General features: G+C 35.3%; 13 protein-coding genes. 9 read left to right on the top strand and 4 right to left on the bottom strand.

Translation table 11 applies throughout. The features are described 5' to 3' along the window. Window positions 1-72: 72 nt before the first annotated feature. From B0X80_RS20520 to parC, 4 genes are all read left to right on the top strand, one after another. Window positions 73-270, top strand: coding sequence for an ArsR family transcriptional regulator (locus B0X80_RS20520; RefSeq protein WP_077341478.1), 198 nt, complete (start codon window positions 73-75; stop codon window positions 268-270). A 348-nt stretch (window positions 271-618) separates the two neighbouring features. Continuing rightward, window positions 619-2,463, top strand: coding sequence for a tetratricopeptide repeat-containing diguanylate cyclase (locus B0X80_RS14625; RefSeq protein WP_077341476.1), 1,845 nt, complete (start codon window positions 619-621; stop codon window positions 2,461-2,463). Beyond that, window positions 2,454-3,641, top strand: coding sequence for a GGDEF domain-containing protein (locus B0X80_RS14620; RefSeq protein WP_077341474.1), 1,188 nt, complete (start codon window positions 2,454-2,456; stop codon window positions 3,639-3,641). The genes B0X80_RS14625 and B0X80_RS14620 overlap by 10 nt, the downstream gene beginning before the upstream one ends. 187 nt (window positions 3,642-3,828) lie before the next feature. Further along, complete coding sequence (gene parC, locus B0X80_RS14615) at window positions 3,829-6,132, top strand: DNA topoisomerase IV subunit A (protein WP_077341472.1); 2,304 nt, start codon at window positions 3,829-3,831, stop codon at window positions 6,130-6,132. A gap of 29 nt (window positions 6,133-6,161) precedes the next feature. Here parC and B0X80_RS14610 read toward each other — a convergent pair whose 3' ends face one another. Together B0X80_RS14610 and B0X80_RS14605 are read right to left on the bottom strand one after the other, a co-directional pair. Then, entirely contained in the window at window positions 6,162-6,719 is a 558-nt protein-coding gene (locus B0X80_RS14610) for a DUF6942 family protein (protein WP_077341470.1), read from the bottom strand. Between the two features lie 83 nt (window positions 6,720-6,802). After that, entirely contained in the window at window positions 6,803-6,973 is a 171-nt protein-coding gene (locus B0X80_RS14605; RefSeq protein ID WP_077341468.1) for a DUF3545 family protein, read from the bottom strand. Window positions 6,974-7,243: 270 nt separating this feature from the next. Here B0X80_RS14605 and yaaA point away from each other — a divergent pair, with 270 nt between their 5' ends. After that, window positions 7,244-8,020: a peroxide stress protein YaaA gene (gene yaaA / locus B0X80_RS14600; RefSeq protein WP_077341466.1), complete on the top strand. Its 777-nt coding sequence runs from the start codon at window positions 7,244-7,246 to the stop codon at window positions 8,018-8,020. Window positions 8,021-8,110: 90 nt separating this feature from the next. Here the strand turns inward: yaaA and srmB are convergent, their stop codons facing one another. After that, window positions 8,111-9,361, bottom strand: a complete 1,251-nt coding sequence (gene srmB, locus B0X80_RS14595; RefSeq protein ID WP_077341464.1) for an ATP-dependent RNA helicase SrmB — start codon at window positions 9,359-9,361, stop codon at window positions 8,111-8,113. 59 nt (window positions 9,362-9,420) lie between these two features. After that, window positions 9,421-9,948 carry a flavodoxin FldB gene (gene fldB, locus B0X80_RS14590; RefSeq protein WP_077341462.1) on the bottom strand — a complete coding sequence of 176 codons (528 nt, stop codon included), beginning with the start codon at window positions 9,946-9,948 and terminating at the stop codon, window positions 9,421-9,423. A gap of 244 nt (window positions 9,949-10,192) precedes the next feature. Between fldB and dsbC the strand changes: the two genes are divergently transcribed. From dsbC to lysS, 4 genes are all read left to right on the top strand, one after another. Further along, complete coding sequence (dsbC, locus tag B0X80_RS14585) at window positions 10,193-10,966, top strand: bifunctional protein-disulfide isomerase/oxidoreductase DsbC (protein WP_077341460.1); 774 nt, start codon at window positions 10,193-10,195, stop codon at window positions 10,964-10,966. A gap of 215 nt (window positions 10,967-11,181) precedes the next feature. After that, entirely contained in the window at window positions 11,182-12,918 is a 1,737-nt protein-coding gene (gene recJ / locus B0X80_RS14580) for a single-stranded-DNA-specific exonuclease RecJ (protein WP_077341458.1), read from the top strand. A 101-nt stretch (window positions 12,919-13,019) separates the two neighbouring features. Continuing rightward, a protein-coding gene (gene prfB, locus B0X80_RS14575) for a peptide chain release factor 2 (protein WP_175623953.1) occupies window positions 13,020-14,118 on the top strand; the annotation gives its coding sequence in 2 pieces (ribosomal slippage) (window positions 13,020-13,094 and window positions 13,096-14,118; 1,098 coding nt in all). Between the two features lie 45 nt (window positions 14,119-14,163). After that, on the top strand, window positions 14,164-15,738 hold the full coding sequence (gene lysS, locus B0X80_RS14570) for a lysine--tRNA ligase (RefSeq protein ID WP_077341456.1): 1,575 nt from the start codon (window positions 14,164-14,166) through the stop codon (window positions 15,736-15,738). Window positions 15,739-15,749 lie beyond the last annotated feature (11 nt).

Raw genomic sequence — 15,749 nt, 5'->3', positions numbered from 1 at the left:
CAACCGTATATGAGTTATAGATATTCCATTAATGAATTTAAGTATTTATATCTAAAAGTATTCGATTAATTAATGGTAATGTCTTTCTATCCTAAATGTTTATCATCTGCAAATCATTTTATAAAACCTAGCGAAGAAACAAGATTAAAAATTTTGTTATTAACTTTAGCTGAAACAGAACTTTGCGTGTGTGAGCTAGTGCAAGCGATGGGATTACCTCAGCCTAAAATATCTAGGTATTTAGCACAGTTACGAAAGCCGGTTTGTTAACGGATAGAAAAAAAGCAAATGGGTTTTTTATTCAATTGGCTCTGATATTTCTCAATGGCAAAAAGAGACGTTAGCGATATGTGCCGCAAATAATGAAGGCTAACTTATTGCTTGTTAATATCTGCTTTTTTAGCCTTGTTATCGGGGATTTTTATAAAAAAAGTGCAGATATTGCTTAATAAAATATTGAGTCATTAAATAAGCACTTTCTGCGGGTTACAATTAGTTTTATACTAGTAAACCAAACTTAATTTACTGATAGATAAATATTTGTTTCAACTTTTTACAAAAAATATAATTATAAGGTCGAATAAAACATATTTAATAAGTTTATTGTGTGTTTTTTTTATGGTGCCTTTTTTTAGCTACTCTTCAGCACAAGAGCCTTTGAAGTTTCCTGAAATAATTGAACAAATAGAATCGTTACAAAAGGACGACTTATTAACGGCTATAAAGCTTGCTTCGTTTTACGATAAAGACATAACTCAATTTAACCTTGAAGAGCGTATTCGCTTTAAAAGACTACAAGCTGAACTTTATAATAATAAAACAGCCTTTGATCTTGCTAAAGTTGCGGCAGAAGAAGGTTTAGAGTTAACAAAAAAATTATCGCATCCTTCCATTAATATGGCCAAACTACTTAATTCAAGGGGTTATGCTATTGAAAGTGAGGGCTATTATGATTTGGCGTTACAAGATTATATTGCCGCATTAGAAATAGCTGAATCGTTAGATGATCGAAAAGTTGTTATAGAAACACTAACTAATTTAGGTGCGGTTTATTACATTACTGAAAAATTTCAGCGTTCTATTATTGTGTTAAACGATGCTTTATCTCAAGCCCAAATATTAAACGATAATAAAATGTTAGGTTTAGTTTATTTAGAATTAGGGGCTCTTTATAGTTATTTAAAGCAAGAAGATAAAGTGCAAGAATTTAATAAAAAAGCATATTCTCACTTAACTAAAGCTAACGAACCTCATAAAGCCTTAATGAGTTTACAAAATATTGCCGTAACTCATGCCGCACATAAAGAATATTTACTTGCCATAGAGTTATATAAAGACATTATAGGTAAAGCGAAGAAGTCAGGTAATTTTTCTATTTTATCAAATAGCTATTCAGAAATGGCCGAGGCTTATTTAAAGAAAGAACCTAGCGATCCTCATACGGCATATCATTACATTCTTATTGCTGAAAAATATGCAAAATCAGTAAAAGAGGCTAACTACGAAACTTTATTATTAGTGAATAAAGCTGATATATTGAATCACTTAGAAAGGTATCAAGAAGCACTTGCTATTATTAACAGAGCTGAAAAACTTGTGCCTGTACAAGCTGAAAATATTCAAACGTATTCAATTTTAGAACTGTTACGTATCAAGTCAGAACTGTATTATGCGCAAGGTTTATATGAAAAGGCGTATAACACTCAAAACGAGCGACATACTAATACGCGTAACATAAACTCGCGTAATAATTTGAAAGCACTTGAAGGTATTCGAATTCAATATGAAAGCAAGCAAGAAGAACTTCAAGCCAAGGCCTTAAAAGAAAAACAAGTTGCTCAATCTCTCGCATTACAAAAGGCTAATGAAGTTTATCGTAATAAAACATTTTATATTTTTATCGGTGTTATTACTGTTTTAGCATTGGCTTGGTTTTACATCATTAACTTAAATAATCAGAAAAAATTGTTAAACAGCCGAGAAACAGATCATTTAACCGATTTGCCTAATAGACAAACGTTATTGGCATTAGGATCAGCTCAATTTAACCAAGTCACTAAAAATAAAGCTGATTACAGTGTGCTAATCATTAAAGTTGACAACTTTACTAATATTAACCAAGTAAAAGGGTACGACATAGGTAATAGTATATTGATTGAAATATCATTAATTATTACCAATATTATTGGAGAAAACACTCAGTGTGGACGATATTCAAGTAATGAGTTTATTGTGCTTTTACCTAATGTGAATGCTCAGATAGCGGAAGATATTGCATATAATATCCACAGCTATATTTATAGGAAATCTTGGGAAAAATACGGCTTAAAAGTTATCTCAGTTAGTATTGGTATGAGTAACAATAATTCCTATTTAATTCAATCATATGAATCTTTAGTTAAGCAAGCAGGTGTTTTAAAACAAAAAGCCGTTGTTTCAGGAGGGAACATGGTATGCGTTTAATGAGTGTTGTATTACTCTTTATTTTAGCTTTTTTTTATTCCACAAATGTTTTTGCATATGATGAAAGTAAACCATCGTATACACCTATTGTTTCAATTAATGAAAAAGTTAATCAATTACTTATTCAAAGTGAATCTACCCCATTACATACTGAGCTTATGTTAAAAGAAAGTCATATTGATTTTCTAAAGCTTAACCCCGCAGAACAATATTTATACTTAATGATTCTCGCTAATATCGCAAAAATAAAAAATCAACACAATGAGGTTATTACTTATTTACTGCAAGCTCAGGAGTTAGAGCCAATAATCAATGAAGATCAGTTGAGCCAATTATCTTTTTTGAATTTATACAAAAAATTAGCTCGTAGTTATGCAAAAGTAGGACAATTTAAAAAGGCTTACGATGCTAATCACACTTACATTACTAAATATGATGTATTTATGAAAAGCGAACGAGACAAATATATTTTTGAATTAGAAGATAAATACGAGACTAAAAGAAAAAAAGACATTAACGCCTTACTTAATAATCAAACTGAATTAAAAGCGCTCGAAATTGATGAGTCATTACATAATGAAATTCTTCAACGGCGTAATATTTATATCATTAGCTTTTTGGTGTTTATATTTTTATTGCTTTTATTACGTTTGCTTTCGATGAATAAACGCATCCACGAACTATCTAAAGAAGATATGTTAACAGGAGCTAGAAATAGAAAAACATTATTTCGTTATGGGAAAAGTGCTATTAAACGTTGCATCGAAAACAAAGTTGGTTTGTGTTTATTAGCTGTAAATATTGATGGTTTTAAGGGATTAAACGAAATTCATGGCGACTATATTGGTGATGAGGTTTTAAAGCGTTTTGTGTTATTGGGTACAGAATCAATGAGAACCCGCGATATATTTGCACGCTTGGAAGATGCGACGTTTATTATTGTACTTCCAGAAGCTTCTGAAGGAGAAGCTAAAGCGATTGCCCAACATTTAAAAGAAAAAGTAGCGGCTTTCAATTTTGATTATGTAGGTATACATCAACAACTTGATATTAGTGTGAGTATTGTTGAGTTGAGTGAATCGTTAAATAATTTTGAATTACTCTTAAATACGGCAATGAACGTTTTGTATGAAATGAGGGATGGTGATAGCAACCAAATCAAAATTTATCAGCAATAAGCTTATTATCTTCATAAAATAGCAGTTAATTCACTAAAAATTCAATCAAGTATTTTCCCTCTGGCAATAATCAGATAAGCTATCAGGTAGATGTTTATATCTATTTTTTTTATTCGCAAAAGCAATTATTCAAGTTAACTATTAACTCGCACTAGTGAGCTTTAGAAACTTTTTAGGAAACTTATTCATGTCCGATATGCTCGATTATAGTCTTGACGGTGTAGAACAAAAACCACTAAGAGAATTTACCGAAGAAGCTTATTTAAATTATTCAATGTACGTCATTATGGATCGTGCATTACCGCATATCGGAGATGGTTTAAAACCTGTACAAAGGCGTATTATTTATGCCATGTCTGAATTAGGTTTGTCGGCGCTTGCTAAATATAAAAAATCAGCACGTACTGTAGGTGATGTTTTAGGTAAGTTTCATCCCCATGGCGATTCAGCCTGTTACGAAGCGATGGTATTAATGGCTCAGCCATTTTCTTATCGATACCCACTTGTAGACGGGCAAGGTAACTGGGGTGCTCCCGATGATCCTAAGTCGTTTGCTGCCATGCGTTATACCGAAGCGCGTTTATCTAAATTTAGTGAAGTTTTACTCAGTGAATTAGGGCAAGGCACCGTCAATTGGGTACCGAATTTTGATGGTACAATGAAAGAGCCTAAAACACTCCCTGCGCGATTACCGCATATCATGCTTAATGGTATTACAGGTATTGCCGTTGGTATGGCAACCGATATACCTCCCCATAACGTAAGGGAAATTGCTTCAGCTTGTATTCATTTAATTGATAACCCTAAAGCTGAAACTATTGATTTACTTGATTACGTTCAAGGGCCTGATTATCCAACTGACGCAGAAATCATTACCCCTAAAGCGGATATTGCTAAAATTTATGAAACCGGTCGCGGTAGTATAAAAATGCGTGCAGTTTATGATATTGAGCATGGCGAAATTGTTATCACGTCTCTTCCTCATCAAGCTTCAGGTGGTAAAATACTTGAGCAAATAGCTAATCAAATGCAAGCTAAAAAGCTGCCAATGGTAGTTGATTTACGTGACGAAGCCGACCATGAAAACCCTACACGATTGGTGATTGTTCCACGCTCAAACCGAGTAGATGTAGAACAATTGATGCAACATTTATTTGCAACAACAGACTTAGAAAAAAATTACCGCGTTAACCTAAATATGATCGGGTTAGATAATAGTCCAGCGGTTAAAAATTTAGGCACCATACTTAAAGAGTGGATTGAATATCGTCGTGAAACCATTAGACGAAAATTGCAATTTAGATTAGACAAAGTATTAGCTCGTTTACATATTTTAGATGGTTTACTGGTTGCCTACTTAAATATTGATGAAGTCATTGAGATCATTCGTACTTTTGATGATCCAAAAGCTGAATTAATGTCTCGTTTTGATTTATCAGAACGACAGGCTGAAGCCATTCTTGAAATTAAATTACGTCAGTTAGCTAAGCTTGAAGAAATTAAAATAAGAGCAGAGCAAGACGAACTTAATATTGAACGTGAATATTTAGAAAAAACCTTAAACTCTAAAGCACGTATGAATACGTTAATGAAAAAAGAAATTCTTGAAGCGGCAGAAAAATATGGTGACGAACGTCGCTCTGTTCTTATTGAACGTGAAGAATCTAAAGCATTAACAGAAAAAGACTTAGTACCGAGTGAGCCCGTTACGGTTGTTGTGTCTGAAAAAGGCTGGGCTCGATGCGGTAAAGGTCATGATATTGATCCATTAACCCTTAGTTATAAATCGGGCGACGAATATCTCTGTTCAGCTAAAGGTCGAAGTAATCGTCCTGTGGTATTTATCGACTCGTCAGGCAGAGCTTACGCCACAGAAGCGCATAGTTTACCTACAGCAAGAAGCCAAGGTGAGCCATTAACAGGACGCTTTAATTTATCTACTGGTGATACTTTCGAGCATACTTTAATGGCTGAGGATGACTGTAAATATTTATTAAGTAGTGATGCAGGTTATGGTTTTGTTGGCTCGTTTGAGGATATGGTTAGCCGAAATAAAAATGGTAAGGCGCTATTAAGCTTGCCTGCCTCAGCTAAAGTCATGCTACCTAAAGTCATCAATAATATTGATACAGCGCTTGTACTTGCTATAACAAGTGAAGGACGAATGTTAATTTTCCCTGTAAAAGATTTACCCGTATTAAGTAAAGGTAAGGGAAATAAAGTCATAAACATTCCTTCTGCTCGCGCTAAAGCAAGAGAAGAATATTTAACTATTTTAGATGTTATATTGCCAACAAGTTCAATTACTTTGCATGCAGGTAAGCGTAAATTAACCCTTAAACCTAGCGATGTGGAACATTATAGAGGTGAGCGTGGTCGTCGTGGTAGTAAGCTCCCTAGAGGCTTACAACGTGTGGATCGCATTGAGATAGAAAATCCTATTATTGAAGCAGAGCCAGTCGAGCCCCAAACGCCACAAGAAGGCGAATAAACAGTGTAAGTTTAGAGTCTAGCTGATTTCTAGTTAGCCTCTAACTGTTTAATAAGCTGAACTAATTGGGTTACTTTGATATTTGATAACTGCCTGTAATCGAAATACGGGCAGATAATAATATTTTTAACGGTATTAATCGCAAAACTTTCAGACAACCAATAACAGTGCTTATCTATTCCTAGCTTATTCGCGTAAGTTTTTCCCATTATTATTGTGATCATTTTACTTTTATTAGCGTTAGTGTCTCCAATCTTAATCTCTTCAAAAGTAACACCTGAAAACAATAAACACGTATTACTTTGTTTTTGTAATAAAGACTCATCTCTTAAGTTTTGCCAAGTTACAAAGTTTTGGGGGTTATATTCAAATAACAATTTAGCAAAAACATTAAAAATTTTACGCCAATGGTTTCCTGTTAATTGTCCTATTTGTTGAATATCCCCATTTTGCATAGGATTAACTAAGGTTAAATTTTGGTATTGGGGTAACGGGGGAATATTTTCAATATAAACACGTAAATTAGCATTAATGTTTCCTAAACCAATAACAGGCTCTGATGCGTTTTTAGTTTGTGGGAGAGGCATGATAAACCTTAAATTATCGGCAATAAAAAACTCGGTATAACCGAGTTTTTAGTTAGACTATATTATTTATTTTTATTTAGGAGTTAATAATCGTCAAACATATATTCAAATGAATCGTCGAACGCTTTAAGTTCTTTTTCTAGCTGGTGTTGATCTTTTAATAATTCTATTTCACGCCATTTTCTTTTTTTATTGCTTTTATTGGACTTAGCTTGTGTATCTAACGAGCCCAATGTTTCTTGAAATGTGTTCATGGAATGCCCCTTTGTAATTACAACAGCCCCTTTTTAATATCATATGTAATATCTAATTAAAATATTTTTATTTAAATATATATTTAACCATTTGAATTTTAATTATATTTTATTGAGTTAGCTGAGCGAAAATATCTGTGTAATTCTAATGCTATTATAGAGAAAAAATATTCTGGTCAATTTTAGTTAAAGTTAATAAAAATCACTGATTAGCTATGATATAGTGGCGCATATCGATTATTTTAAACGCTTTAAAACCAAGGTCTTAACATGTTAATTGTTGTTTCTCCTGCAAAAAAATTAGATTTTGAAACGCCATCGCCTACGAGTAAATTTACTCAATCAAATTTATTAGAGCATAGTCAAGAACTTATCAACCGTTGTGTACAGTTAACGCCTGCTGATCTGTCTTCTTTAATGGGCATTAGCGATCAACTTGCAGGTTTAAATGCTGCTCGTTTTGGTGAGTGGTCATTACCTTTTACGACTGATAACGCTAAGCAAGCGGTATTAGCTTTTAGTGGCGACGTATATACAGGCTTACAGGCCTATGATTTTGATGATAAGTCGTTTGATTTTGCACAACAGCATTTAAGGATCTTGTCTGGTTTATATGGTTTGTTAAAACCTTTAGATTTAGTGCAAGCTTATCGGTTAGAAATGGGGACTAAGTTAGACAATGACAGAGGTGCTAACTTGTATCAGTTTTGGGGCGATATTATTACTCATAATCTTAATACTGCACTTGAAGAGCAGGGTGACGATGTACTCATTAACTTAGCGTCTAACGAATACTTTAAGTCAGTTAAGAAGAAGTCATTAAAGGCGACTATTGTTACACCTGCTTTTAAAGATTGGAAAAATGGTCAATATAAAATGATCAGCTTTTATGCGAAAAAGGCGAGAGGTTTAATGGCTAATTACATTATTGAAAATAAAATTAGCCAATTAGATGATTTGAAAAACTTTAATAGCGCGGGTTATGAATATAGCGAAGACTTATCGAAAGGTAATGACTGGGTATTTACTCGTAAAGAAATGGATTAGGTAATACCAAGTTGATTGAAACAAAAAAGCACCATAAAATTATGGTGCTTTTTTGTATAAGTTTTTCGGTAAAGTGTTTTTGTTAAATGACTAAGATTTTTTCGACTTTTTAGCTGATCTTTTCGCTACTTTTTTCGCTTTAGCTTTTTTCTGAGCCGTAGTTCTTTTTACTTTTGGTTTTTTAATCGCTACTTTTGCTTCTTTATGTTTTGGGCGTAACTCGTCAATTACACGACGTTGAAGCCTTTCATCAGCGTATCGTTCAATTTTACCTATAACGGCCATATCATGAGCTTCAACTAAAGATATTGCGGTACCTTTATTGCCAGCTCGGCCTGTGCGTCCAATTCTATGAATATAAATATCGGCTTTTCTTGGCATATCAAAATTAATAACATGCGTTATATCGTCTATATCTAAACCACGAGCAGCAACATCCGTTGCGACTAAAATATTAACTTTGCCAGAACGTAAGCGATCAACTGAGCTGTTACGTTTATCTTGAGGCATTTTTCCTTCAAGCCATGCGCAAGGAAGTTCGTCAGCATATAATTTACCTGATAGGTATTGAACGGTTTCGCGTTTATTAGCAAATACTACAGCACGTTTAACATCTTCTTGTTTAAGAATATTTTCTAAAAGCTGATATTTGTGTTGAGCATTATCAGCAAGATGGATCCATTGATGGATTTTAGCTTTTTCTTTACGTGAAGGGTTAGACTCTAAAAATACAGGTTCAGTTAATACTTCTTTTGCGCAGCGAATAACACCAGCACCTTCTAAAGTTGCAGAAAATAGCATGGTTTGTTTACGCCAACGAGCCTCAGCAATAATGCGATTTATAACATCAGAAAACCCCATATCTAACATGCGATCAGCTTCATCAAGAATTAATATTTCAATGTCACGCGCATCAAACTGTTCGCTTTCAATGTACTCCATTAATCGGCCTGGAGTTGCAACTAATATATCGAGGTTTGTCGTTAGTAATTCTTTATGGCTACCATAATTAACACCACCAGTAATTACGCCTGATTTTATATGGGTAAGTGTTGTTAATAATTCACATTGCTCGTGGGTCTGTAAAGCGAGTTCACGTGTAGGAGAGAGAATTAATACTCTAGGAAATCCTGGATTTTTTCTTGGGTAATCAAGCAAGTGTTGCGCAGCAGGAAGTAAAAATGCAGCTGTTTTACCGGTACCTGTTGGCGCAGAAGCTAAAATGTCTTTGCCTTTCATTGCTTCGGGTATAACAAGCTCTTGAATTGATGTTGGTTTTTTAAAACCTGCATTTTTAATACCGCCTAGAAGTTCAGAATCTAGGTCAAACTGCTCAAACATAGTTACTCTTAAATATTGAATTTAGTTGGCGGCATTATAATGCTAAATGCGCTTAGATCCTAAAGACTATTGAATATTTCTTGTAATTCTTTTTCTAGGTTTTGGCACCACTGAGCGATTCTTTCATCAGATAAGTCATATTGATTATCTTCATCTAAAGACAAACCAACAAACTGGCTTTTGTCTTCAGTCAGGGCTTTTGATTGAGCAAACTCATAACCTTGATTTGGCCAGTAGCCAATAACATAGGCACCTACCGCTTGCACTTGTTCATGTAGCATACCTAATGCGTCTTGAAACCATTCGGTATAACCTATTTGGTCTCCCATGCCATATAAGGCCACAATTTTGTTTTCTAAATTGAGGTCGGCTATATCATCCCATTTTGCTTCCCAGTCTTCTTGTAATTCACCGTAATCCCAAGTTGAAATACCTAAAATAATAATATCAAAGTTAGCTATCTCAGAAAGAGGTGTATCTTTAATATTGTATAATTCAACCGAATAATGATTTAATGTAGATTGAATTTTTTCTGCTGCAATTTCGGTGTAGCAAGTGGTAGAGCCATAAAATAAGCCAATTTTCATTGATAAGCCTTAGTGTCACTTAATCTTGATGATGTCGTCGTTAAATTTTTGTGGGTAGTTTATCAGATATAAAACAAAGTTCGCTATGAGTAAGGTTTCTTTTAAGGCATTGCATTATAATTTTTATTCGTGTGTAATTCGTGTGTAATTCGTGTAATTTTATAGGTTAGAGAGCGGTCTAATAAAAAACGGATGGGTGTCAGCCCTCTTGATATTAACTGGTTCTTATTTTTGGATATAATAAATGAAAATTTTTAAGTCTGTTGTAATGTTAGTTTCCGCACTGTGTGTGAGTAGTTCTGTAATGGCATTAAGTGTTGATAGTCAAGGAGTTGCAACGAATGTTAAAGCATCGTTTGACACTAAAGCGATTACCAATAAGCTGTCTAATACTTTAGGTTTAGAAGCATCACAAATCAATGATTCTCCTATGCCGAGTATTGCTGAAGTGATTACTAAACAAGGTATTTTCTATATAAGTCATGACGGTAATTATATTTTACAAGGTAAATTGTTTGGTATAGGTGGTGAAGTTACTGACCTTACGGAATTAAGCTTAGCTAAAGTAAGGCTTGAAGGTCTTAAACAGTTTGATAATGCCATGATCACTTTCCCTGCTAAAGATGAGAAACATGTTGTTACTGTTTTTACTGATATAACTTGTGGGTATTGTCGTAAGTTGCATGAACAAATAGGTGACTATAATGATCTCGGTATCACGGTTAGGTATTTAGCCTATCCTCGTTCAGGTATTAGAGACCAAATGGGTAATTACTCTCAAGGCTTTAAAGATTTACGTTCAATTTGGTGTAATGAAAAACCAAATGAAGCATTAACTAAAGCGAAAAGTGGTTCTCAAGTGGCACAACGTATTTGTGAAAAACCGATTGAAGAAGAATTTAACTTTGGTCGTCAAATTGGTGTAAGTGGTACTCCTGCTATCGTGTTTGAAAACGGTATGATGATGCCAGGCTATCAACCACCAGAGCGCTTATCTCAAATTTTAGATAGTTTATAAAAGCTACACGTTTTTTATAACTGTTATTTACAATTAAAGAGCTACTCAATAGAGTGGCTCTTTATCGTTATAGTTATACCCGTTATCATTCAAGATGCAGGTTTCAGTGGAAACTAAAAAACAATTTAGCCCCATCGCCCAAGCACTTTGAAATACGTATTTTGATTGGTAATGGGTATATAAATTTTTAATCAATCATTTACAGGCAACACGTGATGCAAAAAAAAATTCTACGTAGGCCAACTCATCCAATAGACAATTTACCCCATTCGCTTCACCCTATTATTAAGCAAATTTATGCTAGCCGAGGAGTAGCAGGGGATAACGAATTATTGCTGAATGTTGCTCAACTAGCTCCTGTAGATTCTTTAAAAGATATAACACTAGCCGCTCAAATACTTCATCAAGCCTTTGTTGATAATTTAAATATTTGTATTATTGGTGATTTTGATGCCGATGGTGCAACAAGCACAGCACTAATGACTGAAGCGTTTAATATGCTGGGTTATGGTAATCATCAATTTATAGTGCCTAATCGTTTTGAATTTGGTTATGGTTTAACGCCTGAGATTGTTGATATGGCGGCTGCGCAGGGCGCACAACTTTTAGTAACGGTTGATAACGGCATAAGTTGCCTAGCCGGTGTTAAACGAGCTAAAGCGTTAGGGCTGCAAGTCGTTATAACCGATCACCACCTACCCGGAAAAGAATTACCGGATGCGGATGCTATTGTTAATCCTAATCAACCAGGGTGTTCATTTGTCAGTAAATCGATTGCTGGTGTAGGCGTTGCTTTTTATTTAATGCTAGCGCTACGTAAACATTTACGAGAGCAGCAATGGTTTGAAACAAAGCAAATTAAAGAACCTAATATTGCACAATTACTCGATTTGGTGGCTTTAGGTACGGTAGCTGATGTTGTGACGCTTGATAACAATAACCGTATTTTGGTGTCTCAAGGTTTAAAACGTATTAGGGCAGGACAAACACGACCGGGCATTCAAGCGCTACTTGAGATTGCAGGTAAAAATCAGCAACGTATTGTCGCGAGTGATTTTGGTTTTGCTTTAGGGCCACGAATAAATGCCGCAGGGCGTTTAGATGACATGTCGTTTGGTATTAATTGCCTATTAGCTAAAGATTTAATGACAGCACGTACTATGGCTGCTGAATTAGACGAACTGAATAAAGCTCGACGTTCAATTGAGCAAGGCATGCAGTTTGAAGCTGAAAAAATAATGGCAGTATTAAATTACGAAGAAGGTAATCTCCCTAACGCTATATCACTTTTTCAAAAAGACTGGCATCAAGGTGTTATTGGCATAGTTGCAGGACGTTTGAAAGAAAAATATCATCGCCCAAGTATTGTATTTGCCGCGGCAGATATTGATAACCCACAAAGTGAAATTAAAGGTTCTGCTCGTTCAATTCCCGGTTTACATATCAGAGACTTGCTTGAACATATCGATTCGCAACATCCTCAATTAATCAAAAAGTTTGGCGGGCATGCTATGGCGGCAGGTCTTTCAATTGATGCTAACGATTTTGAAACATTTCAAGGCTTGTTTAATCAATATGCAGGTCAATGGATTGCTGAAGAAGACTTACAAGGCACCTTGTTGTCTGACGGTGAATTAAATTTACCAGAGCTGACATTAGAATTTGCTGAATTAATTAGAGAGTCTGGTCCGTGGGGGCAGAACTTTGCCGAACCAATATTTGATGATGAATTTTTAATTATTCAGCAACGTATTGTGGGTGAAAAACACCTAAAAGTAGTTTTACAAAAAGATAATAAAGTGTTTGATGGTATTGCCTTTAACGTAGATATAACACAATGGCCCAACCAAAAAGCCAATCAAGTGCATGTGGCTTATAAGTTAGATGTTAATGAATTTAGAGGCAAACAAAGCGTGCAATTTCTTATTGAAGAAATACAAGTTGCTTCTTAAATTGTGGATAAATTGTAACGTTTATTTACCCTTTAATTTACGTTACAATGCGCGACTATTTTCTTTCTTTAAATCAACTTTTTAAAAGTGCTAAATAACTCATGTTAGAAGTGAACCCTGTATTAAATAAAATCAAAGAAATGCGCGAGCGTACAGAACTGTTACGGAGGTATCTTTGACTACGATCTGAAATCAGAAAGGTTAGTTGAAGTTACGCGAGAGTTAGAGTCTCCAGATATTTGGAACGACGCTGAACGGGCACAAGCATTAGGTAAAGAAAGAGCATTTCTGGAAATGGTCGTTGAAACTATTAACGACCTAGATGCAGGTTGTGAAGACATAGAAGGTTTAGTTGAGCTTGCCGTTGAAGAAGATGATGAAGATACCTTTAACGATGCAGAAGCTGAGACTAATGAGCTAGACAAAAAATTAGCAAAATTAGAATTTCGTCGTATGTTTTCTGGCGATAATGACGAGAACGGCTGTTACCTTGATATTCAATCAGGTTCAGGTGGTACAGAAGCTCAAGATTGGGCTGAAATGCTTATGAGAATGTACCTTCGTTGGGGCGAAGCAAAAGGCTTTAAAACTGAACTTATTGAAGTTACTGACGGCGATGTTGCCGGCATTAAAGGTTGTACTATTAAGTATTCAGGTGAATATGCTTTTGGTTGGTTAAGAACTGAAACAGGTGTACATCGCTTAGTGCGTAAATCGCCTTTTGACTCAAGTGGGAGACGTCATACCTCGTTTGCGTCTGCATTTATCTATCCTGAAATAGACGACAATATTGATATAGAGATAAATCCTGCTGATTTACGTATCGATACTTTCCGTGCTTCAGGTGCTGGTGGGCAACACGTAAATAAAACTGACTCAGCCATTCGTATAACGCATGAGCCAACAGGTGCCGTAGTGGCTTGTCAGGCGGATCGTTCACAGCATAAAAACCGCGCAACAGCGATGAAGCTTTTAAAAGCCAAGCTCTACGAGATGGAAATTCAAAAGCAAAACGAAGATAAACAAGTATTAGAAGATGGTAAGTCTGATATTGGATGGGGCAGTCAAATTCGCTCTTATGTATTAGACGATAGTCGTATTAAAGATTTAAGAACTGGCGTTGAAAACCGTAATACACAAGCGGTATTAGACGGTGATTTAGACCGGTTTTTAGAAGCCAGTTTAAAATCAGGCTTATAAAAGCTTTCAACCAATTGAAAAATTAAGATAACTTTGAGAAATAAAATGACAGATAAAGCCGATAACACAGCTCCAGCACAAGATGAAAATAAACTTATTGCTGAGCGTCGCGTAAAACTTGAAAAAATTCGCTCTAATTCTTCTGCGAATGGTTTTCCAAATGATTTTAACCGTGAACATTTAGCTGCCGATATTCAAGCTGAGCATGGTGAAAAAACTAAAGAAGAACTTGAAGCTCTACAAGTCACTTATGCTATTGCTGGTCGTGTTATGGCAAAGCGTGGACCATTCTTAGTAATACAAGACTCGTCAGGTCGCATTCAAGGTTATGCTGAAAAGACGGTACAAAAAGAGATACGTGAAAAATGGGGTTCATTAGATATCGGCGATATCGTTGGTATTAAAGGTATTTTACATAAATCAGGTAAAGGTGATCTTTACGTGAATATGGACGAGTATTCATTACTCACTAAATCATTACGCCCATTACCTGAAAAATTTCACGGTTTGTCTGATCAAGAAACTAAGTATCGTCAACGTTACGTTGATTTAATTATCAATGAAGATACGCGTAATACATTTAAAATTCGTTCAAAAATTGTTTCTGGTATTCGTAATTTCTTAGAGCAACGTGACTTTATGGAAGTTGAAACACCGATGTTACAAATCATACCGGGTGGCGCAACAGCTAAGCCTTTTATGACGCATCATAATACCTTTGATCTTGACATGTATTTACGTATTGCGCCTGAGCTTAACTTAAAGCGTTTAGTGGTAGGTGGATTTGACCGCGTTTTTGAAATTAACCGTAGTTTCCGTAACGAAGGTATTTCAACGCGTCATAACCCTGAATTTACTATGATTGAGTTTTACCAAGCATACGCTAATTATCATGACCTAATGAATACTACTGAAGAAATGCTACGTACTATTGCACAAGATGTATTAGGTACTACCACTATTCGTAATACCGTTAAAAATGCTGAAGGTGAAGTAGTAGAAGAGAAACTTTATGACCTTGGACAGCCGTTTGCTCGTTTGTCTATGGTTGATGCAATTTTACAATATGGTAAAAATCATCGTGGTGCTGAGCAACTTGATGAAGCGGCTTTACGTGACCCAGAAAATAACTTTGACGCAATTAAAGCAATGGCAAAAGCTGTTGGCGTGAAAGAAGGGGATGCCGCTAAAGTTTGGGGCCCAGGTAAATATATCTGTGAAATTTTTGAAGAAGTCGCAGAGCATTTATTAGATCAGCCAACATTTATTACAGAATACCCATGGGAAGTTTCACCATTGGCTCGTCGTAATGACGAAAACCCATTTGTGACTGACCGTTTTGAATTCTTTGTTGGTGGTCGTGAATTAGCGAATGGTTTTTCAGAGCTAAATGATGCAGAAGACCAAGCTGAGCGTTTCCAAAAACAAGTAACAGAAAAAGATGCGGGTGATGATGAAGCAATGCACTACGACGCTGATTATATCAATGCATTAGAATATGGCATGCCTCCAACGGCTGGAGAAGGTATTGGTATTGATCGATTGGTGATGTTATTTACCGACTCACCGACGATTAAAGACGTTATCTTGTTCCCACACATGCGTCCTGAAACTGATTAATTATCTGCTGA

It is taken from the genome of Pseudocolwellia agarivorans, assembly GCF_002000085.1.
Taxonomy (GTDB): domain Bacteria; phylum Pseudomonadota; class Gammaproteobacteria; order Enterobacterales; family Alteromonadaceae; genus Pseudocolwellia; species Pseudocolwellia agarivorans.
Note: the sequence above shows the minus strand (reverse complement) of the source record. Positions and strands in the feature narration are given on the sequence as shown.